The organism is Asanoa iriomotensis (genome assembly GCF_016862515.1).
Taxonomy (GTDB): Bacteria; Actinomycetota; Actinomycetes; order Mycobacteriales; family Micromonosporaceae; genus Asanoa; species Asanoa iriomotensis.
Map to the genome: position 1 here is coordinate 1 of NZ_BONC01000106.1, position 19,591 is coordinate 19,591.

The window sequence follows — 19,591 nt, forward strand, 5'->3', positions numbered from 1 at the left end:
CGCCGCCGATCGACTTCCACTCGCTCCAGACGCCGCCGGCCAGCGTCTTCTGGTAGACGATGCCGCTCGGGCTGTGGGCGAACACGTCGTACTGGCCGTCGTGGTACACGGCCGCCGGAGTGCCTTCGACCGTGCCGCCGAGGGTCTCCCAACCCTGCCAGCCAGCGCCGCTGGGCCGCACGTTCTGGGCCAGATTCCCGCTCGGGCTGATCCCGAAGACGCGCAGCTCACCGTTGACATAGGTCGCGGCCAGACCACCCTCGACGATCCCGCCGATCGACGTCCAGCCGCTCCAGGTGCCGTTCCAGGTCTTCTGGTAGACGATCCCGGACGGGCTGTGCGCGAACACCTCGTACCGGCCGTCGTGGTAGACCACCGCGGGGGTGCCTTCGACCGTGCCGCCGAGGGTCTCCCAGCCAAGCCAGCCGCCGTTGCTGCGCCAGGTGTTCTGGCTCAGGTTGCCGCTCGGGCTGACCCCGAACACATGGTGCTCACCGTTCGCCCACACCGCCCCGGGACCGGCCTCACCCTGCTGGTTGTCCTCTTTGATGTTGACGTACCGGACCGGCGTGTACAGGCCCGCGTAGCTGGCCGTCCACGTGCGTTGGATGGTGTCCGAGCTGCCGGTCTGCTCCATGACGACGGGCTGGGTCCGAGCGGAGTCGGCCCATCTGACGAACAGGGCGACGTGGTTCTCGTCCGGGTCGCCGGTGTGCCGCAACAGGGCGTCGCCCGGCTGGAGAGTGCTGCGGGCGATGACGTCGGACCGGTCCCTCAGGTTGCCAGTCCAGAACGCACTACCCGAACCACCCAGCCCCCAGGCCATCGAGACGAACCCCGAACAGTCCGTCCGGTAGTCGCCGTACCCGTTGCGGTAACAGCGCTCTTGGCTGTACGGAATGCCGACGCTGAGCCAGCTGCTGGCCCGGGTCAGCACCTCGTCGCGGGTCAGCGACCGGTCCGCGCCGTTGTTGTCGCAGGGCGTGGGAGTGGTGGTGACCGCGAGGGCCGCGGGCTGCCCCGCCCGCGGCGCCAGGCCCGGATAGGACGGCAGCGGCGGATCCCCGGGAACGGTCGTCGCCGCGACAGCGGTGGGTGCGGCTACCGCCGGCGACGCTGTCAGGGCAGCTGCGAGCAGCGCCAGCGGCAAAAGTACACCGCCGGTCAACCTCCGGCCGCGTTGAGACAGGCGCATGTGAAGCTCCTCCCCGTAGGTCCTGGCAGGGTCGGCCGACCCGCCACAGACAGAGGATGGAGAAGCTGACTGACGACCGGCTGGAGGGACAGTTCCCGTACCTCGCCCGCACTAGACTGGCCGCTCCGCGGAGGCATCGAAGGGGGTCGTGCTTCGGGCATGGACGATCGGGGGCAGCACAACCTCAGCCGAGCGCTCCGCGACGCGCGGGCGCGTCGTGGCATGACGCAGCAGGAGCTTGCGCAGCGTGCCGGGGTCAGCGTCGGCACCGTCCGCGACCTCGAACAGGGCCGCACCGGCCGCCCGCGGGCCCGCTCGCTCCGAGCGCTCACCGATGCCCTCGGCCTGCCGCGCGGCGACCACGCCCGACTTGTCCAACTCACGCAGCCCGAGGACGAGCCGGCGGCGCAGGCGGGCCCGGTGCACATCTCGGTCCTCGGACCGTTGAGCCTGACCCGGCCGACCGGACCACTGGAGATCGGCGTCGGGCGGCACCGCATCGTGCTGGCCCGGCTCGCGCTGACCCCGAACCGGCCCGTCGGCCGGGAGGAGCTGATTCGGCTGCTGTGGCGGGACGACGCCCCGCCGTCGGCTGCCAACGTTCTACAGACACACATCAGCCGACTGCGCCGAATGCTGGGTTCGACAGGCGCACCGAGCCGGCCCACCAAGCTGACGCTGCAACCGGGCGGCTACGTGCTGCGCGCGGACCGCGAACACCTCGATCTGGTGGCCTACCATGACCGCCTCGCCGCCGCGCGGGTGTCCACATTGGCGCCGCAGCGCGCGTTCGAGCTGCTCGCCGACGGGCTGGAGATGTGGCGGGGCGGCGACGCCGCCGAGGACGTGCCCGAGCTGGGCGTCGACCCGGTGACGGCGGCGCTGGCCGACGAGCGCGTGGCGGCCACGCTCCGGCTGGCCCGCCTGGGCGAGGTACTGCTGCGGCAGCAGCAGGTTCTCCCGCTGCTGCGCTCCCTGGCCCAGCGGCACCCCTGGCACGAGTCGTTGCACGCTCGGCTGGTCGTCGCGCTCGCCGCCTCCGGCCAGCAGGCGGCCGCCCTCGACGCCTTCGACGGCATCCGCCGCCGGTTGGTCGAGGAGTTGGGCGTCGCGCCCGGCGCCGAACTCGTCGAGGCCAGGCAGGCGGTCCTGACCGGACGGTGGGACACGCGGGAGCGGGTCTCCGTCAACGGGCGTGACGCGCGCCCCTGGCAGGCACCGGCACCGCCGTCCGACTTCCGGGGTCGGGCGGCCGAGCGGGTCCAACTCGAGCGCATGCTGCGGCTCCCACCGGACCGGCCCCCAATCGGGCCCGTGGTCGTGTGCGTCGCTGGCATGGCCGGCGTCGGCAAGACCAGCCTCGCGCTCAAGGCGGCGTGGTCGATGCGGTCCGACTTTCCCGACGGCCAGGTGTACATCGACCTACGCGGCGCCGACGACGAGCCGGTTGCCATCGCGTTCGCGCTCGCCCGCCTGCTCCGCGCGCTCGGCGTCGAGGAGCGCGCCATCCCGGCCGACCAGGAGGAGGCCGCCGCGCTGTACCGCAGCGAGCTGAGCCAACGGCGGGTGCTCGTCCTGCTCGATAACGCGCGCAACGCCGCCCAGGTACGGCCGTTGCTGCCTGGACCGGGTCGCAGCGCGGTCCTGGTCACCAGCCGCAATCAATTGGCCGAGCTGGGCGGCGCGGCAATCGTCAACCTGCCGGTGCTCAGCGCGACGGAGGCGCTGGAGGTGCTGCGCACCGCGGTCGGCGCGGCGCGCGTGCAGGCCGAGCCGGACGAGGCCGAGGCCCTCGTGCGGGCGTGCGGGCTATTGCCGATCGCGCTTCGGGTCGTCGGCAGCCGGCTGGCGATGCGTCCCGAGTGGAAGATCAGGGACCTGCTCGACCAGTTGACGGACCACCGCTCGCGGTTGGAGCACATGAGCGTCGGCGACCTGGCGGTCATGACGAGCTTCGAACTCAGTGTCCGCGACCTGGCGCCGTTGCCGGCGGCAGCCTTCAGAGCGGGGGCGTTGATCCCGGGGGACGGGTTCTCCGCGGGCGCGGTGGCCGCCCTGCTCGCCGCCGACGAGGTGCTCGTCGGGCGCGCCCTGGACGGCCTCGTCGCGGATAACCTGCTGCAGACCGCCGCCGGTGGCCGCTACCGGTACCACGACCTTCTGCGGTTGTACGCAGTCCGCTCGGCCGACGTATGGGACGGGCCGCCCGACCCCTCGGCGGCGCTCGGCCGTTTGTACACCTGGTACCTGGCGCGGACGGCGGCGGCAATGCGGCTGGTCTACGCCGACATGGTGCGGCTGCCGCTGGACGTCGAGCCGGACGACCGGTTCGCCGACGTCGACGCCGCGATGGCGTGGCTCAACGCGGAGGTGGGCAGCCTCGTCGCCGCGGTAGCCGGCGCCGCAGGCGGTGCGCACAACGCCCGATCGTGGCAGCTCGCCGACCAACTGCGCGGATTCTTCTTCGTCCGCGGCGAGGTGGTGGAGTGGCTGGCAACCGGACAGGCCGGCTTGGCCGCGGCCGAGGCGGCGGGCGACCTGCGGGCCCAGGCCGCCATGCACCAGACCATCGGGCAGGCACATTGGGCCGCGGGAAAGCATCGCCTCGCCGCCGACGCGTACAGCCGCGGGATCCGCGCGGCCCGGCGCAGCGGCTGGTTGCACGGTGAGGCGTACCTCGCCCACAACCTCGGCCTCGTCCACGCCGAGCTGGGACGCATGGACGAGGCGCAGAAACTGTATCGGCGGGCACTGCGCGCCGGCCGCGGGCCCGCGTTTGATCACATCCGCGCGGTGACACTCAACGACCTCGGCACGTTGTCGTATGAGCGCGGCCAACTCACCGAGGCCGTCGACTTCTTCCAGGCTGCCCTGCGTCTGAACGAGGGTGCGGCACGGCGGCCGTCGGCAATGGCGAACCAGGGCAACCTGGGCATGGCGCTGCGTCAACTCGAGGAGTTCGAGCCGGCCCGCGCCCATCTCGAAGTCGTCCTCGCCTACTACCGGCAGACGGGGTCGGCAATCGGCGAGCTGTCCATCCTCGACGAACTGAGCCAGCTGTACCGACAGCTGGGCGAATGGGTGCCAGCGGTGGGAACCGCGGCCGAGGCGCTCCGGCTGTCCCGCGGGCTGCGTAACCTGCGGGCGCAGGCGGCCACCCTGAACACGCTCGGGTTCGCCCTGGTGGGCAGCCGCGCGGCCAGCGAGGCACACGCCCGGTTCGACGAGTCACTGCTGCTCAGCCGAGAGCACGGCTACCAGTACTTCGAGTCCCAGGCGGGCATCGGCATCGCCCAGGTGCACCTGCTGGCTGGCGCCTACGACGAGGCTTACCGCGTCGCGGGCGACGCGGTCGACATCGCCGCTCGCAACGCGTTCCGCGCACTGCACGGCGACGCCCTCGTCGTCCAGGCGAAGGCAGCGCTCGCGTCAGGCGACCTGACAACTGCCACGACACTCTGCGCCTCCGCCGCAGCCGTCGCGGCGGAGACGAACTCACCTGGAGCCGTGCGTGACTGCGCCGCCCTCGCCGCGCGGATCGCCCATGCCGGTCTGAGCGTCCAAGCGTGGCAGGACCTCAGCTGATGGTCGCGGTCAGGCCTTGGCTTCCGTGGCCGGCCGCGATGAGTGCTTCGATTCTCGTCGCCACCTCCCGCAATCCTCCGTCGCCGAGGCGTTGGTCGGCTCGTAGGTCCATGAGGTGGCGGACCACCGCGAGGTGCTCGGTGAGGTCCGCCGGGCCCGGCGGGTAGACGGCGTCCTGCGCCTCCCCCACGGTTGCGGAGACCGCGGCCAGGACGTGGCCCAGTTGGGTGCTCGCGGCCTCGGCGAACTCGGCGACGTCGACGCCGGCCCCCCGCACGGTGTCGAGCGCCCGCAGCAGACCGAGTTGGGCGTCGTACCAGAGCCCGAAGAGGGCCAGATCCCAGACCGCGGCGGAGTCCGGCGAGGAGCCGACGAAGCGTGGCGTGCTCAGTAGCTCCAAGGTCGCCGAGTGGCGGTCGAACGCGCCGCGCGAGCCGCTGTAGAGAATCGTCGCGGCGGCGGTCCCGATCGACTCGGCCGATGCCTGGATACCCGCGTCGAGATACTCCGCGCCCGACCTGGCGACCTGCTCGGCCGCCAGCCGGGCGTCGGCGGCCGAGCCCGTGCACATCGCGACGATCGTGCGACCGGGAAGCGGGCCCTCGATCTGCTCCAAGCAGGACCGCATCGCGGTGTAGTCCTTGACCGTCAGCAGGATCAAGCGGCTGGACGACACCGCTTCCTGGACGGTCAATGCCGGCACAGCGCCGGCGTGAAGCAGTTCAGCCGAGCGACCGGGGGTGCGGTTCCACACCACGACCTGATGTCCGGCGGCGAGCAGCCGGAGCGCGACCGCACTGCCGATGGCCCCGGCGCCGACAACCGCAACGTCACTCATGGCCACCATCCTCAAACGTGAACCGGCCTTGAGGTCAAGCAGCAAAACCGTCCATAGTGGTGGCGGACGTAGGATGCCGTCCATGGCCACCTGGGAAGAGTTCGCCGACGAGGCGCCGCGGATCGCCGAGATTTTCCGGCGGCGGCACGCCGCCGCCGGGAACCTGTGCATGCTCGCCACCGTGCGGGCTGACGGGTCGCCGCGGATCAGTCCCATCGAGCCGCGGGTGTTCGAGGGGCGGCTGGTGCTCGTCGGCATGCCGCACACCACGAAGTTCGCCGACCTCGGCCGGGACCCCCGCTTCTGCCTGCACACCGCCACCGTCGACCCGCACGTCGCCGACGGTGACGTGAAGCTGTTCGGCACCGTGCGCCACGAGCCCGACACCGCGCTGCACCAGCGGTTCGCCGACGACCTGTTCGCGGAGACCGGTTTCGACCTGCGCGGCCAGGAGTTGGACCCCTTCTACGTCGCCGAGCTGACCAGTGGTTCCTCCGTGACCATCGACGACGGTCGGCTCACCATCACCATCTGGAAGCCCGGCCAGGGCGAGCGCGCAGTCCACAAGTCCTGACCCACGCCGGACGCGAGCGCGTCACCTCGCCTCAATCGACCGGTCACCGTCCTCGATGACGATCAATGCCTCCGTACCCCCGAACTGGAGGCACTTGATGTTCCGATCCCGCGCCGCCACCCTGGTCGCGGCGACCCTGGCCGCGGTCGCCGTCGCCACCCTGACGGCCGTGCCGGCCAGCGCGACCCCGCCCGGCATCCCGTCGAAGGCCAGCGCGCAGTCGCAGCTCAACGCGCTCACCGTGGCGACCGAAGGCTCGACCAGCGGCTACTCCCGCGACCTGTTCCCGCACTGGATCACCATCTCCGGCGCCTGCAACACCCGCGAGACGGTGCTGCGCCGCGACGGCAGCAACGTCGTCGTCAACAGCTCCTGCGCGGCGACCTCGGGCAGCTGGTACAGCCCGTACGACGGTGCCACCTGGACCAACGCCGCCGACGTCGACATCGACCACGTCGTGCCGCTGGCCGAGGCGTGGCGGTCCGGCGCGAACAGCTGGACCACGAGCCGCCGCCAGCAGTTCGCCAACGACCTCTCGCGGCCGCAGCTGATCGCCGTGACCGACAACGTCAACCAGTCCAAGGGCGACCAGGACCCGTCGACCTGGCAGCCGTCCCGGACCGCCTACCGCTGCACGTACGCGAAGATGTGGATCGCGAGCAAGTACTACTGGGGCCTGCGCCTCCAGTCGTCGGAGAAGTCGGCGCTGCAGACGATGCTCAACACCTGCACCTCCTGAAACGGCGCGCGCGGCCTGGGGGCAAAGGCGGCCCTCAGGCCGCGTTCCACACCGGAGGCTGGTAGCCCGCCGGCTTGTCGCCGATGCCCAGGCCCGGACTCACGATCCACGACTGGTACGAAGGCGTGAACATCGAGTACGGCGGGCCAAGCACCGGCGCGGAGACCGCGTCGAGGCGAGCACGCAGCGAGGCCGGAATGGAGAACGTCAACGCGGACAGGTTGCCGTCCAACTGCGCCACACTGCTCGCGCCCACGATGACCGACCCGACCGCCGGCTGGGTCGCCACCCAGTTGACCGCCACCTCTGCCATGCTCCGGCCCAGCTCGGCCGAAACCTTCGACAGCTCCTCGACGATCCGCCACTCGCGCTCGCTGACCGCACGCTGGCCGCCGAGCCGGCCCTCACCGGACAGGCCCGCACCCGACCGCTGGTACTTGCCCGTCAGCAGGCCGCCACCGATCGGGCTCCACGCGGTCAGGCCCAACCCCAGCGTCGTGGCCATGGCCGGGAACTCCGCCTCGATGTCGCGGGCCACCAGGGAGTACGGCAGCTGCACGGTGACCATCGGGGTGAGCGCGTGCGCCTCCGCGAAGGTCTGCGCCCGGGCCGCGTACCAGGCGGGCACGTCGGACAGCCCCGCGTAGCGGATCTTGCCCGCGCGGACGAGGTCGTCGAACGTCCGCACGACCTCCTCGACCGGTGTGATCCGGTCCCACGTGTGCAGCAGGTAAAGGTCGAGGTAGTCCGTGCCGAGCCGGCGCAGCGAAGCCTCGACGGCGCGGATCATGTGCTTGCGGCCGTTGCCGCCGGCGTTGGGGTCCGTCGGGTCGACGGTGTTGGTGAACTTGCTGGTCAACACCAGGCGATCGCGTACGCCGGGCAGCAGCTTCCCGAGGATCGACTCACTCTCGCCCGCGGTGTAGAAGTCCGCGGTGTCGACCAGGTTGCCGCCGGCCTCGACGTACCGCCGGAAGATCGGCTCGGCCTCCGCCGCGGTCTTGCCGTAGGCGGCGTGGAAGCCGCCGGTGCCGAAGTTCATCGTGCCCAGCGCCAGCCGGCTCACCCGAAGCCCGGAGCGGCCCAGCAGGTAGTAGTCGTTCATGGGCCCTAAGGTGCCCCGCCAAAATTGGACCCGCAAGTCCAGAAATCAGCGCCGGCGCAGGCCCTCGATGCCCACGTCGAGCGCGGCCTCGAGATGCCCGATCCGCCCGGTGGCGAGCATCACCATGACGCCGCCCTGGATGCCGGCCAGCAGCGCGGCCGCCGACCGGTCGGCGTCGAGGGCCGGGACGATCTCGCCGAGACCCTGCATGTGCCGGATCCCGGCCGCGATCTCGCCCTGCCACTGGCGCATCAGCTCCGACACGACGGCCTGCGCGCCCGGCGTGCTCCGACCGAGCTGGGCGATCACGCCGCTGAGCGGGCAGTCCATGCCCTGGCGGAGGTAGCGGTCGACGACCCGGTCGCGCCAGGCCTGCCACGCCGGCCACGAGGTGAGGTCACCGAGCTGCGGCTGCTGATCGCTGAGCACCCGGTCGGCCTCGTGCCGGGCGACCTCCAGCAACAGCTGCTCCTTCCCGTCCGGGAAGTAGTGGAAGAGCTGGCTCTTGCTGGTGCCGGTGCGCGCCCGCACGTGGTCGAGGGTGGTCTCGGCGACCCCGCGCTCGCGGATCTCGGCGGCCGCGCCCTCGACGATCCGCTGCCGCGTGGCGAGGCCCTTCTGCGTCAACGTTTTTGGACCCACCGGTCCAGGATAGCCGCGGTGACCAATCGGGTGATTCTCCCGTAACGCTCCGTTGGAGAGCATGGATGCATGTCACGGCTGGTGAAGATGGTGCTCGGCGTGCTGCTGGCGGGAGCCGGCGGCTGGGGGATCTTCCTGGCCACCCAGGGTCTCGACAAGGCCGACAAGTGGTCGTCCGTCGTCGGCCTGTTCGTCTCGGCGGCGCTCGGCGTCGCCGGGCTGGTGATCGGCTGGCTGGGCCTGCGGCAGGCGGGCGGCGGCACCCGCAGCGTCCAGGGCGGTGGCCAGCTGATCAGCGACTCGACGATCGGCGGTGACAACATCAACATCGGCCGGGCCCGCGACGTCAACCTGCACCGACGTGGGTAGGGCGTCCCGCCGGGCGCGCCGCGCCGAGCTGTCGGACGTCCGCATCGGACGCGACAACGTCCAGATCGGACAGGCCCGCGACGTCACGCTGGTGACCGACGGTCCGGCGGCGGACCGCGCGGTCGAGCCCATCTCGATCGAGCCACCGCTGGGCCTGCGCGAGGAACGCTATCCGGTCCGCGGCCGTGACGACCTCGTCGCCGACCTCACCGGCCTGTTCGACCGGTCCGACGGGCGGCCACGGATCCGCGTCCTGCACGGCCTCGGCGGCTGCGGCAAGACCGCTGTCGCGCTGGAGCTCGCGCACCGCGCCCAGCAGAAGGGCGTCACCGTCTGGTGGGTCACCGCCGACCCGACGACCCTGACGGCCGGCATGCACGCGATCGGGCGCCGGATCGGTCTGTCCAACGAGGACCTGCTCCGCCCGGAGGCCTCCGACCTGCTGTGGCGCCGGCTGCGCAAGCACCACGACCGCTGGCTGCTGGTCATCGACAACGCCAACGACGCCGAGGTGCTCTCCACCGGGCTCGGCGACGTCGCCGCCGGCCAAGGGTGGCTGCGCCAGCACAAGAACCATCGGGGCCTGGTGCTGGTCACCACACAGGACGGCAACCCGTCGACCTGGGGATCGTGGACCCACCGGCACCTGATCGGCGTGCTGCCGCCGGAGGCCGGCGCCCAGGTGCTCGTCGACCGGCTGCCCCACGTGGCGGAGCCGACCGACGACGCGGTCGCGTTGGCCGAGCGGTTGGGCGGGCTGCCGCTCGCGCTCAAGCTGGCAGGGTCCTATCTGGCCCTGACGAACGCCGTACACGAGAGCTGGTCCGAGCCCGACGCCATCCGCACGTTCGACGACTATCGCGCGGCGCTCGACGAGGGGCGGCTCGACCTGCTCGCCGACGAGACCCAGGACGACCAGCACACCATCGCCCGCACGTGGGAGCTGTCGCTCGACCTGCTCGGCCGGCGTGGCATGCCCGAGGCCCGGACCCTGCTGCGCCTGCTGGCCACGTTCGCGGACGCGCCGATACCGCATGAGCTGCTGCTGCAGCCGTCGACCCTGGCCCAGCCGAGCCTGTCGAGCCTGATGCACGAGTTCATGGGCGGCGGACGGCGGGCCGACCTGCTGGGGAAGGTGATCAACCCGCTGGTCCGGATGATCGACGAACCGATCGCACCGGCGATGAGCGGAGTCAGGCTGCACCAGGTGCTGACGGCGCTCGCCCACCTGAGCCTGGTCGAGCTCGGCAGCTCGTCACCCGGTGACGCGGGCACCGTGCCGACGCTGCGGACCCATCCCCTCGTCCGCGACGTGAGCCGGCGCGCCGCCGACCTGCGGCTGCGCGTCACGGCGTTGAGCCTGCTGATGTACGCGATGAACGAGAACCGGGCCGGTTCGCCCCAGAACCGCCAGCAGTGGGCGGCCTGGTACGCCCTGGCGCCGCACGGCGCGTTCATCTACCGGGACATCCGCGCGACGCCGACCGCGGGCACCCGGATGCTCGTCCGGCAGATCGCGGTGATGGCCATCCGGGTCGGCCAGGCCACCGTGACGTTCCTGCGCGCGAGTGGCGACTACACCGCCGCGGCAGCGCTTCAACAGGACGTTTCCGAGGGTACGCAGGTCGCGATGCTGCCGAAGCGGGCGAAGCTGCAGCAGCGCGTCGTGCTGGCCAACACGATCGGCGACGCCGGCGACCCGGCGACGGCGCGCGACCAACTGGCGGCCCTGTTGCCGATCCAGGAGCGGGTGACGGGCCCCGAGCACGGCGCCACCCTCCGCCTCCGGCACGGCCTCGCCGCCTGGACGGGCGAGGCCGGCGACGCCACGTCGGCCCGCGACCAGTACGCCGCCCTGCTGGAGGTGGAGTCGCGGGTCCGCGGCCCGGAGCACCCCGACACGCTCATCTCGCGGATGAACCTGGCGACGTGGACCGGCAAGGCGGGCGACGCGGTGAGCGCGCGCGACCAGCTCATCGCCCTGTTGCCGGTGGCCGAACGGGTGTGCGGTGCCGAGCACCCCGACACGCTCACGGCCAGGGCCAACATCGCCAACTGGACCGGCGCGGCCGGCGACGCGACGGCCGCGCACGCGCAGTTCGCCGCGCTGCTACCCGTGCGGGCGCGGGTGAGCGGCCCCGACCATCCGGAGACCCTCACCCTGCGACTCAACATCGCGACCTGGATCGGCAAGGCCGGCGACAAGGCGATGGCCCGCGACATGACGGCCGCGCTGTTGCCCGTCTACGAGCGGGTCTGCGGCCGGGAGCATCCGACGACCCTGTTCGTGCGGGCCAACCTCGCCAACTGGACGGGTGAGGCCGGCGAGTCGGCGAACGCGCGTGACCAGTTCGCCGCCCTGCTGCCGATCCGGGAGCGGGTCAGTGGCCCCGACCACCCCGAGACGGTGCGGGTGCGCGACGGCCTGTCACATTGGACGAAGCGCGCGCCGGCCCGACGCTCCTAAGCCTTGAGGATCTTGGCCAGGAAGTCGGTGGTGTCGACGGGCGACAGCGCGGCGACCGTCAACCGCTCCATCGCCTGGCGGTAGCGCTCGACGTGCTCGGGCTTGTCCAGGTAGAGCGCGCTGACCAACTGCTCGACGTAGACGACGTCCGGCAGGTCGGGGTCGGCGAAGCGCAGCATGCTGAACGCGCCGCCGTCGGCGGTGTGGGTGCCGCGGCGCAGCGGCATCACCTGGACGGTGACGTTGGGGCGCCCGGCGACGTCGATCAGGTGCTGCACCTGGCCCTGCATGACCGTGCGGCCGCCGACCGGCCGGCGCAGCGCGGCCTCGTCCATGACCACCCAGTAGGTGGCCGGCTGGGTGCGCTCGAGGATCCGCTGCCGTTCGAGCCGCAGCTTGACGCGCTTGTCCACTTCGGCCGGTGCCACGTCGGGCAGGCCGGAGACCACCAGGCCGCGGGTGTAGTCGGCGGTCTGCAGCAGGCCGGGCACGAACTGCACCTCGTAGGCCCGGATCGTGGTGGCGGCCTCCTCGAGGCCGACGTAGGTGCCGAACCAGCTCTCCAGCACGTCGTCGTAGCGGTGCCACCAGCCGTCGGAGCGCGAGTCGCGGGCGAGCGAGAGCAACGGCTCGCGCTGCGCCTCGTCGACCACGCCGTAGAGGGTGAGCAGGTCGGCGATGTCGCGTTCCTTGAAGCCGACCCGGCCCAGCTCCATGCGAGAGATCTTCGAGGCCGAGCCGCGGACGTGGTAGCCGGCGTCCTCTCTGGACACGCCGGCCGCCTCGCGGAGCCGCCGCAGGTGCGCGCCCACGACGATGCGTCGAGCCGTGGGCCCGACGGCGGCGTCCGGGGCGGTCATATCGTTCCTCGGGTCGACGATCGCTCGTCATGGGTCGCCTTGACGAGACCCGGGTAGCGTACGTGACGCCCCGGTTACCGGTCCACGTTCGCTTCGCTAGTCGATGATGTGGTCGAACTCGCCGTCGCGCACGCCGGCGAAGAGGGCGGTCATCTCCGCGGGGGTGAACACCAGGGCCGGGCCGTGCGGGTCGCGCGAGTTGCGCACCGCGACGTGGCCGCCGGTCAGGCGGGCCAGCTCGACGCAGTTGCCCTGAGCGCCGCTGAAGCGGCTCTTCAGCCAGGTCACGTCGCCGAGGTCGGTCGCCGCGACGCCACTATCGATCTTCATGGTCACCTTCGCATTCGTACGTGGGGAGTTCGTCCCCGGCGGAGCGAAGCCTAATGCACGTGCATTCTCACGGGAAGGTGCACGTGCCGGTGACCCGTCCTGTGTGGAATGTCCACATTCGCAGCTGATGATCGAGCGGTCATCGCGGGTTGGGCGCATTTGCACGTGCATTTGCTCTTGCGACATACACGTGCACGCGAGGAAGATGCTCAATATGTCCCGCGTGGAACGCGCTCTCCGCGCATCCGCCGTCGTCGCCGTGCTGGTGCTCGGCTTGATGGCCGCGCTCGGGGCGTTCGGCGCGGACACGTCGCCGTTCACCGTGCCGCTGATAGCGGTCCCATATGTCGTATGCGTGGTGTTCTGTGTGCGACCCAGCCGCCCCCGGCGGGCGGCGTGGACGGTCGCGGGCGCCGCGATGACCGCCGCGCTCGCGGGCGCGGTGTGGGCCGGGCTGGCACCGGTCGAGCGCGGCGAGCCGGTGCACACGGTGGTGACCGACACCCTGTCGGGGATCAGCCTGGTGCTGCTCTACCTGTTCGTCGGCCTGCTGCTGCGGGCTGACCGACCCGCGTTCGCCCGCGGCATGTGGCTCGACGGTGTCGTCGCGGGCCTCGGCATCGCCGCGCTGGCGTGTGTCGGCGGCCCCGGCCAGGCGGGTGGGATCGGCGAGCACCTGGCAGGCGTACTCGTGTATCTGGTTCTGATCCTGCACGTGGTCATCGGCGGCACCCTCGGTGGCGGCCGGCTCGACCGGACCCACGCGATCGTGGTGGCCGGGTTCAGCGCCGCCAGCATCGCCGAGGGCCTCGCGCTGCTCGGCCATGTCAGCGGCTCCCTCGCTGAACCCGGCTACCTCATCGCGCTCTCCCTGGTGCTGCCCACCGCGCTGGCGTTCACGCCCGCGCTGGCCCCACCCCGACGGCGGACCGGCGACGCGGCCGAGTCGTCCGTCGTCGGCTGGACGACGCTGGCAGTGCCGGCATTCTTCGCGCTCAGCAGCGTGTTGCTGCTGGCGATCGGCCAATCTGGACAGCTGCCGATGCTGACCAGTGTTCTTGCGGTGGCGTGCGTGCTGGCCGCGTTCGGGAGGGCCAGCATGACGTTCCGCGAGCTGCGCGACCTGCGTGACGTCTACCAGCAGGCACGCACCGACGACCTGACCGGGCTGCCGAACCGCCGGGCTCTCTACGAGCACCTGGACGGCCTCGCGGCGGCGCCGGCGTCGCTGCTGCTGCTCGACCTCGACGGGTTCAAGGAGGTCAACGACAGCGTCGGACACGCGGCCGGTGACCAGGTGCTGGTGCAGACCGCGGAGCGCATCAAGGTGGTGCTGTCGCCGACGCAGGTGCTGGCCCGCCTGGGCGGTGACGAGTTCGCGATCCTGCTGCCCGGCGCGACGCTGGCCGAGGCGGCGGACCTGGCGTGGCGGATCCACGTCGCGGTCACCTGCCCGTCGCACCTGGGCGACACCCAGATCCGCCTCGGCGTCAGCATCGGGGTCACCGGCACCCACCTGGCGGACACGGGCTCGGGAGAGCTGCTGCGAACGGCCGACATCGCGATGTACGTGGCCAAGCGGCGCGGCGGCGGCGTGGCGGCCTACGAACCGCCGACGGAGCGGGTGGCCCGGCCGGCCCGGGTGGCGGAGCTCGACCCACACCTGACCCCGCTGCCCTGACCGGCTACCTGGCTGGCAAAAGGGTTGGACGGGGTGTTGCTCGGCTTGTAGCTTGCGGCTGTGCGTAACGGGCACACCACGTTCGACGTGATCATTGCCGGCTGCGGGCCGGCCGGTGCGATGCTGGCCGCCGAGCTGCGGCTGCACGATGTGCGGGTCCTCGTCCTGGAGAAGGAGACCGAACCCGTCTCGTTCGTGCGGATCGTCGGTCTGCATGTCCGCACCATCGAGCTGTTGGCGATGCGCGGACTGCTCGAGCGCGTGCTCCCTCACGGCAGACGGCGTCCGGCCGGCGGCTTCTTCGCCGCGATCCCCAAACCTCCACCAAGAAGCCTCGATTCCGCGTACGCGTATCTGCTGGGCATCCCGCAGCCGGTCATCGTCGCGCTGCTCGAAGAGCACGCGATCGGACTGGGTGTGGAGGTCCGGCGCGGCTGTGCGGTGGCCGGCTTCGCGCAGGACGACGACGGTGTGACCGTCTCGCTGGCGGGCGGGGAACGGCTGCGTTCGCGCTATCTCGTCGGGTGTGACGGCGGGCGCAGCACGGTGCGCAAGCTGCTCGGCGTCGGCTTCCCGGGCGAGCCGGCGCGGACCGAGACGCTGATGGGCGAGCTGGCGATGGGAGTGCCGCAGGAGGAGATCGCCGCCAAGGTCGCCGCGATCGGCGATCGGCGACTCAGCATCCAGCCCTTCGGCGAGGGCGTCTATCGCGTCGTGGTCCCCGCCGCGGGCGTCAGCGACCGCGCTGAACCGCCCACCCTCGCGGATTTCAGGCAGGAGCTGCGCACGGTTGCCGGCACCGATTTCGGCGCGCACTCCCCGCGTTGGCTGTCCCGCTTCGGCGACGCCACGCGGCTGGCCGACCGTTACCGGGTCGGGCGGGTGCTGCTGGCCGGCGACGCGGCGCACATCCATCCGCCCATCGGTGGGCAGGGCCTCAACCTGGGCGTCCAGGACGCGTTCAACCTCGGCTGGAAACTGGCGGCTGCGGTCCGCGGTTGGGCGCCGGACACGCTGCTGGACACCTACGAGGCCGAACGTCGTCCGGTCGCCGCCGACGTGCTCGACAACACTCGCGCCCAGACGGAGCTGCTGTCGGACGCACCAGGGCCGCGGGCCGTGCGCAGGCTGCTCACGGAGCTGATGGACTTCGACGAGGTGAACCGCCATCTGATCGAGAAGATCACCGGGATCGGCATCCGGTACGACCTGGGCGAAGGCCCCGACCTGCTCGGCCGCCGCCTGGGCGACCTCGACGTGAAGCAGGGCCACCTCTACGGCCTGCTGCACCGGGGCCGCGGCCTGCTGCTGGACCGCACCGAACGCCTGACGGTCGGCGGCTGGTCAGACCGGGTCGACTACCTCGGCGATCCCACGGCGGCCCTGGACGCTCCGAGCGTCCTGCTGCGCCCCGACGGCCACGTCGCCTGGATCGGCGACGACCAGGGGGACCTGGACGACCATCTGCCCCGCTGGTTCGGCCTTCAACGCTAGTCGTCGTCGCGGTCGGTGGAGAACGCGCGCGCCAGCATGGCGGCGATGGCGACACCGACGACCGCGATGCCGACCTGGATGCCGAGCACGAGCCAATCGAAGTCGCGGCCGACGAGATCGAAGCCGCTCCCGCTGTGCAGATCCCACCGGTCGGCGGCCCAGGTGCCGGCCACCGCGGCACCGATCCCGATCAACACGGTCGGGATGAGCCCGATGCGCTGGCGCCCGGGCAGCAGCAGGCGCGCGACCGCCCCGACCACGGCGCCAAAGATGATCGCTACGACATAGTCCTGCGCACGCACCGAGGCTCCTCCCACCCGAGCGAATCCGCCCTCGCCTCGTGGTTGTTCCCAACCACCGCCACCAGCCAAACGTCACCAGGAGCCGTTCGGGTCAACGGCGCGTTGCCCGCGGCGCGCTAGCCGCGCCAGCGGGCATGGTCCGACCTAACCCCTGGTTCGCGAGGCTGTGGACCTGCGAAGCTGGCGGGGTGACCGCCATCCGCCACGTCGTCCTGGTCGGCCTGTTCTCGGCCAACGAACGTGATCATCAGGCTCGTCTCGACACCCTGGAGCAGCGGGTCGCGCAGCTGGGCGGACACGTGGTCCAGCGGCACGTCCAGCGCAGAGGCGTCTCCGACGGCGGAGTGCACGTGATGGCGTCACCTCTGTCTCGTCGCTATCTCGTCGGTTCGGGCAAGCTGGAAGAGATCGCCACAACCTGCGTGGATACCGACGTCGACGCCGTCGTGTTCATCAACGACTTGAGCGACCATCAACGCCGATCGGTTTCAACTCGCCTCCAGCGGCCAGTTCTCACGGCCGCAGACCTCGACCCACCCGCACAAAGCCTCACCGAGGCACTCCAACTCCATCGCCCGGCGAGCCAAACTCGTAGAGAAATTCGCCGTCGCAGATAGCCCCGGGCAGCTTGCGTCAGCTACGCCGCCTCAAACACTCGTTAAGAAGAGCTGTACAGAATCAGGAGCGCCCGGCTACGCCGGACGCACTCGCACGCGCTATGCCGTTCCGGCCCGCGTGCACGCACCCACGCAACAGGTCATCCGATCCGGACAGACGATCACCGCGCATGCCCGTGACGGCCGACTCTCCTCGGCGGACGCCGGGATCAACCAATCTGAGTCGAACCTAGAGTTCGTCGGTGGCCAACCTACTTTACTAGCTGGGCCAATCGTCGAACATCCTGCTGATCCCCCCAGCCATTTGTCACGCACGCTTCGACGATATGCCTGGCCTGGGTGATCACGTTAGTGATGAACGCCTCAAGTTCGACATTCATCGCTTGTAACGGCACCTCGTTGGATCTGCCTCTGGCGATCAACAGCGAATCGCGTGTACGCGTCAGATCGATCCAGAATGGACCATCGAAGAACAGGACCCGGCGCGACTCTGACACCGCCAAACGACGCACAACTCCGACCAATTCCACCAGGAATGCGACCGGCATGTCGTTCCAGCCCAACTCAGGAAAGTGCTGGTCACCGTAGCTGATCCAGATGTTCCCCCATATGTTTCCCGAATTAGCCACTTCCAGTGAAGAAGTGTCGCAGCGGACTTCGGCAATCATCGGGCAGGCCCAATTGAATAAGCGCTTCCAAATGACTTCGGCGCCCCGTTGCGCCACATTTCGACCTCCAGGCCATGGCTTTGAAGAATATGATCAACATCGAAGCCCCTAGGGCCGTGCGTCAGACCGGCGTGCCGGGCGGCGACTTGAACAGCGGCGTCGCCTCCGCGGGGCAGCCGGTGCGGCCGGTGCGGAGGGCGCTTGCCGCGATGCGGATCAGGTCGATGTTGACGCCCGCGGCGCCGGCCGGGTCGTGGACCGTCAGCTTCACGTCCAGGCTGACCTCGGCGCCCGCCCAACCCTGTGCCTCGACGTTGAGGTGCGCGACCTTGCGCGAGCCCAGGTGCGGCAGGTAGCCGAGCGGCGCCAGCCGCACCTTCTCGCTCGCCGACAGCGCGTTGAGCTTTGACTGCTTCTTGGTGTTGGGGTTCTCCACCAGGTTGCGGAAGTCCTCGGTGCCACCGAGGTTGACCTGGTACGAGCTGACCAGCGTGAGGCCTCGCTCCGCGAGCAGGCACAGCAGCTCGTTGTGCAGCACGGACGTGCCGAACTGGCTGGCCAGGTCGTCGCCGAGCAGCGGGAGGCCGGCGGCCGCGTACGAGGCGACCCACTCCGGGTCCCGGGCCACCGGGTCGGAGGTGGTGTTGACGAAGGCGACGCCGGCCTCGCGCGCGGCCGCGGCATAGGCCCGGGCGGTCTCCGGGCGGCCGCTCGGCGCCGAGTAGAGGAGCACCTCCGCACCGTGCAGGGCCACCGCCACCCGGTCCACCTCGGTCGCGTCGACCAGGCCCTTCGTCACGGCCACGCCGGCCGGCGGCAGGGCGCAGTCGAGCCGCGGGACGTTGTTCGGCGGCAGGAGGATCGCGTCGGTGAGGTCCTTGCCGACCTTCTCCGGCGAGGTGGCGAACGCCGCGACGAACTCGATGTCGCCGACGCCGAGGCCGTCGATCACCGGGCGGTGGACACCGATCAGGCTGCCGGTCTCGCGATAGAACGCGATCCCCTGCACCAACGCGGACGTGTTGTTGCCGACCCCCACGACCGCGACCCGTGCCTTTTCGATCATGAAGAGCAGGTTACGTCCTCGCGGCTGAGCGTGCCGTCCCTGACGAGGACGCTGATCCGCCGGACGAGCGGTGCCTCCGGCGTCACCCAGACCGGGCGCTCGAACGCCAGCGCCGCGCAGACGCCCGGATAGATGCCGGCGCCACGGCGCCGCGCTGCCGTTGACGTCCTTCTCCCCCGAGGCGTTCTCGGTGAAGACGTGCGTCTCGCCCGGTGCCGCTCGCCAGAAGAACCCGCCGTACCCGTCGGGCCGGCCGTTGGTGGCCGGGCTGCCGATCGGGACCGGCCGGGTCGACCCGAAGACCTCCGAAGCGATGATTCGGTGAGCCTGTTCTCGGCCAACGAACGTGGTCATCAGGCTCGTCTCGAAACCCTGGACTTGACCGTTGGCGCTCAGCGGAGCGTTGCTATTCGTTCAAGGGCCTGGGTCGCTCGCTGATCAGTTTTGTCGGCCAAGATGCGCCAGTAGGAGCTGTCGAGGCATTCCACTACCAGCACGCATCGGTGTGCGTCGTCGAAGGCGACGATCGCAATCTCGATCGTCTGGAACAGTTGGTCCGCGAGCGACACGAGGTCTGGCCACGCATAGGACAAGCCCTGCGGCGACTTGTCGATCGACCGTTCCACGTCGAGCACATCGATCGGACAGTCCGGCCGGGTCATCGCTTCGAGATAGAGCATCCGCCACTGCCAGCCTGGGTCGGGTGCGAGCGCGAGGACGTCGGCCAGCGCGGTGACTTCGCCGTCCGCGGGGTGGGCCGGGATCTGAGCCTTGATCATCGCCGCGTCGCTCACTCAGACATGATGAAGGGCCCCGCCAAGGAGGGGCCCTTCATCATCGGGCACGGAGCGGGACGCGGGTCAGCGGAAGCGTGGGTCGTTCGCCGCCGACGTGTCGACCCGCAGGTCCATGGCGCGCGCGATCGCGCCCCACGAGACGTACGAGAAGTTCGTCGCGTCCCGCTCCTCGTCCACGGTGGGACCGGTCTCCGGCTCGTCGTGGCTGACGAGCAGGCCCTGCCGGTAGGCGCCGACCGGGCGGTTGGTCACCGCGAGCCCG

General features: G+C 70.7%; 20 protein-coding genes. 9 read left to right on the plus strand and 11 right to left on the minus strand.

Annotated elements, in window-relative coordinates:
* The coding region (locus Air01nite_RS38030; RefSeq protein ID WP_203708260.1) for a DUF8189 domain-containing protein at window positions 1-1,195 on the minus strand (1,195 nt) is incomplete at its 3' end.
* A gap of 159 nt (window positions 1,196-1,354) precedes the next feature.
* Between Air01nite_RS38030 and Air01nite_RS38035 the strand changes: the two genes are divergently transcribed.
* Entirely contained in the window at window positions 1,355-4,780 is a 3,426-nt protein-coding gene (locus tag Air01nite_RS38035; RefSeq protein ID WP_203708261.1) for a BTAD domain-containing putative transcriptional regulator, read from the plus strand.
* Here Air01nite_RS38035 and Air01nite_RS38040 read toward each other — a convergent pair.
* Window positions 4,773-5,618, minus strand: coding sequence for an NAD(P)-dependent oxidoreductase (locus Air01nite_RS38040; protein WP_203708262.1), 846 nt, complete (start codon window positions 5,616-5,618; stop codon window positions 4,773-4,775). The two genes, Air01nite_RS38035 and Air01nite_RS38040, sit on opposite strands and share 8 nt — an antisense overlap.
* A gap of 82 nt (window positions 5,619-5,700) precedes the next feature.
* On the opposite strand from Air01nite_RS38040, the gene Air01nite_RS38045 reads away from it, so the two are divergent.
* Together Air01nite_RS38045 and Air01nite_RS38050 are read left to right on the plus strand one after the other, a co-directional pair.
* The gene (locus Air01nite_RS38045; RefSeq protein ID WP_203708263.1) at window positions 5,701-6,192 is read left to right on the plus strand and encodes a pyridoxamine 5'-phosphate oxidase family protein; all 492 of its coding nucleotides are present in this window, start codon (window positions 5,701-5,703) and stop codon (window positions 6,190-6,192) included.
* A gap of 97 nt (window positions 6,193-6,289) precedes the next feature.
* Window positions 6,290-6,931 carry an HNH endonuclease family protein gene (locus Air01nite_RS38050; RefSeq protein ID WP_203708264.1) on the plus strand — a complete coding sequence of 214 codons (642 nt, stop codon included), beginning with the start codon at window positions 6,290-6,292 and terminating at the stop codon, window positions 6,929-6,931.
* A 34-nt stretch (window positions 6,932-6,965) separates the two neighbouring features.
* On the opposite strand, the gene Air01nite_RS38055 is transcribed toward Air01nite_RS38050, so the two are convergent.
* The gene (locus tag Air01nite_RS38055) at window positions 6,966-8,036 is read right to left on the minus strand and encodes an aldo/keto reductase (protein ID WP_203708265.1); all 1,071 of its coding nucleotides are present in this window, start codon (window positions 8,034-8,036) and stop codon (window positions 6,966-6,968) included.
* 45 nt (window positions 8,037-8,081) lie between these two features.
* Window positions 8,082-8,678, minus strand: coding sequence for a TetR/AcrR family transcriptional regulator (locus Air01nite_RS38060; protein ID WP_239091256.1), 597 nt, complete (start codon window positions 8,676-8,678; stop codon window positions 8,082-8,084).
* Between the two features lie 69 nt (window positions 8,679-8,747).
* Here Air01nite_RS38060 and Air01nite_RS38065 point away from each other — a divergent pair, with 69 nt between their 5' ends.
* On the plus strand, window positions 8,748-9,047 hold the full coding sequence (locus Air01nite_RS38065) for a hypothetical protein (RefSeq protein WP_203708267.1): 300 nt from the start codon (window positions 8,748-8,750) through the stop codon (window positions 9,045-9,047).
* Window positions 9,040-11,514, plus strand: a complete 2,475-nt coding sequence (locus Air01nite_RS38070) for a tetratricopeptide repeat protein (protein ID WP_203708268.1) — start codon at window positions 9,040-9,042, stop codon at window positions 11,512-11,514. Before Air01nite_RS38065 ends, Air01nite_RS38070 begins: the two co-directional genes overlap by 8 nt.
* Here the strand turns inward: Air01nite_RS38070 and Air01nite_RS38075 are convergent.
* Both Air01nite_RS38075 and Air01nite_RS38080 read right to left on the minus strand, forming a co-directional pair.
* Entirely contained in the window at window positions 11,511-12,374 is an 864-nt protein-coding gene (locus Air01nite_RS38075) for a Sco1979 family transcriptional regulator (protein ID WP_203708269.1), read from the minus strand. The two genes, Air01nite_RS38070 and Air01nite_RS38075, sit on opposite strands and share 4 nt — an antisense overlap.
* Before the next feature lie 96 nt (window positions 12,375-12,470).
* On the minus strand, window positions 12,471-12,704 hold the full coding sequence (locus tag Air01nite_RS38080; RefSeq protein WP_203708270.1) for a DUF397 domain-containing protein: 234 nt from the start codon (window positions 12,702-12,704) through the stop codon (window positions 12,471-12,473).
* 214 nt (window positions 12,705-12,918) lie between these two features.
* Here Air01nite_RS38080 and Air01nite_RS38085 point away from each other — a divergent pair, with 214 nt between their 5' ends.
* Window positions 12,919-14,385: a GGDEF domain-containing protein gene (locus tag Air01nite_RS38085; protein WP_203708271.1), complete on the plus strand. Its 1,467-nt coding sequence runs from the start codon at window positions 12,919-12,921 to the stop codon at window positions 14,383-14,385.
* 120 nt (window positions 14,386-14,505) lie between these two features.
* Entirely contained in the window at window positions 14,506-15,879 is a 1,374-nt protein-coding gene (locus Air01nite_RS38090) for an FAD-dependent monooxygenase (protein WP_203708277.1), read from the plus strand.
* Here Air01nite_RS38090 and Air01nite_RS38095 read toward each other — a convergent pair.
* Window positions 15,876-16,181, minus strand: a complete 306-nt coding sequence (locus Air01nite_RS38095) for a GlsB/YeaQ/YmgE family stress response membrane protein (RefSeq protein ID WP_203708272.1) — start codon at window positions 16,179-16,181, stop codon at window positions 15,876-15,878. The genes Air01nite_RS38090 and Air01nite_RS38095 overlap by 4 nt on opposite strands.
* A 188-nt stretch (window positions 16,182-16,369) precedes the next feature.
* On the opposite strand from Air01nite_RS38095, the gene Air01nite_RS38100 reads away from it, so the two are divergent.
* The gene (locus Air01nite_RS38100) at window positions 16,370-16,798 is read left to right on the plus strand and encodes an HflX-like GTP-binding protein (RefSeq protein WP_203708273.1); all 429 of its coding nucleotides are present in this window, start codon (window positions 16,370-16,372) and stop codon (window positions 16,796-16,798) included.
* A 251-nt stretch (window positions 16,799-17,049) separates the two neighbouring features.
* On the opposite strand, the gene Air01nite_RS38105 is transcribed toward Air01nite_RS38100, so the two are convergent.
* Both Air01nite_RS38105 and Air01nite_RS38110 read right to left on the minus strand, forming a co-directional pair.
* A complete protein-coding gene (locus Air01nite_RS38105) occupies window positions 17,050-17,523 on the minus strand; it encodes a hypothetical protein (protein WP_203708274.1) in 474 nt (157 codons plus the stop codon).
* A 64-nt stretch (window positions 17,524-17,587) separates the two neighbouring features.
* The gene (locus tag Air01nite_RS38110) at window positions 17,588-18,532 is read right to left on the minus strand and encodes an inositol-3-phosphate synthase (protein ID WP_203708275.1); all 945 of its coding nucleotides are present in this window, start codon (window positions 18,530-18,532) and stop codon (window positions 17,588-17,590) included.
* 190 nt (window positions 18,533-18,722) lie between these two features.
* Between Air01nite_RS38110 and Air01nite_RS41720 the strand changes: the two genes are divergently transcribed.
* The gene (locus tag Air01nite_RS41720) at window positions 18,723-18,857 is read left to right on the plus strand and encodes a hypothetical protein (protein ID WP_275408329.1); all 135 of its coding nucleotides are present in this window, start codon (window positions 18,723-18,725) and stop codon (window positions 18,855-18,857) included.
* A 67-nt stretch (window positions 18,858-18,924) separates the two neighbouring features.
* Here Air01nite_RS41720 and Air01nite_RS38115 read toward each other — a convergent pair whose 3' ends face one another.
* Window positions 18,925-19,326, minus strand: a complete 402-nt coding sequence (locus Air01nite_RS38115) for a hypothetical protein (protein WP_203708276.1) — start codon at window positions 19,324-19,326, stop codon at window positions 18,925-18,927.
* Between the two features lie 66 nt (window positions 19,327-19,392).
* On the minus strand, window positions 19,393-19,591 hold a 199-nt coding region (locus Air01nite_RS38120), incomplete at its 5' end, for a hypothetical protein (RefSeq protein ID WP_373310565.1).

Excerpts from the sequence above, each read along its gene's own strand:
- Air01nite_RS38050 (WP_203708264.1), top strand. The coding sequence starts at position 6,290 with ATGTTCCGATCCCGCGCCGCCACCCTGGTCGCGGCGACCCTGGCCGCG.
- Air01nite_RS38055 (WP_203708265.1), bottom strand. The coding sequence starts at position 8,036 with ATGAACGACTACTACCTGCTGGGCCGCTCCGGGCTTCGGGTGAGCCGG.
- Air01nite_RS38075 (WP_203708269.1), bottom strand. The coding sequence starts at position 12,374 with ATGACCGCCCCGGACGCCGCCGTCGGGCCCACGGCTCGACGCATCGTC.
- Air01nite_RS38035 (WP_203708261.1), top strand. The coding sequence starts at position 1,355 with ATGGACGATCGGGGGCAGCACAACCTCAGCCGAGCGCTCCGCGACGCG.
- Air01nite_RS38065 (WP_203708267.1), top strand. The coding sequence starts at position 8,748 with ATGTCACGGCTGGTGAAGATGGTGCTCGGCGTGCTGCTGGCGGGAGCC.
- Air01nite_RS38080 (WP_203708270.1), bottom strand. The coding sequence starts at position 12,704 with ATGAAGATCGATAGTGGCGTCGCGGCGACCGACCTCGGCGACGTGACC.
- Air01nite_RS38040 (WP_203708262.1), bottom strand. The coding sequence starts at position 5,618 with ATGAGTGACGTTGCGGTTGTCGGCGCCGGGGCCATCGGCAGTGCGGTC.
- Air01nite_RS38110 (WP_203708275.1), bottom strand. The coding sequence starts at position 18,532 with ATGATCGAAAAGGCACGGGTCGCGGTCGTGGGGGTCGGCAACAACACG.
- Air01nite_RS38045 (WP_203708263.1), top strand. The coding sequence starts at position 5,701 with ATGGCCACCTGGGAAGAGTTCGCCGACGAGGCGCCGCGGATCGCCGAG.
- Air01nite_RS38090 (WP_203708277.1), top strand. The coding sequence starts at position 14,506 with ATGCTGGCCGCCGAGCTGCGGCTGCACGATGTGCGGGTCCTCGTCCTG.
- Air01nite_RS38085 (WP_203708271.1), top strand. The coding sequence starts at position 12,919 with ATGTCCCGCGTGGAACGCGCTCTCCGCGCATCCGCCGTCGTCGCCGTG.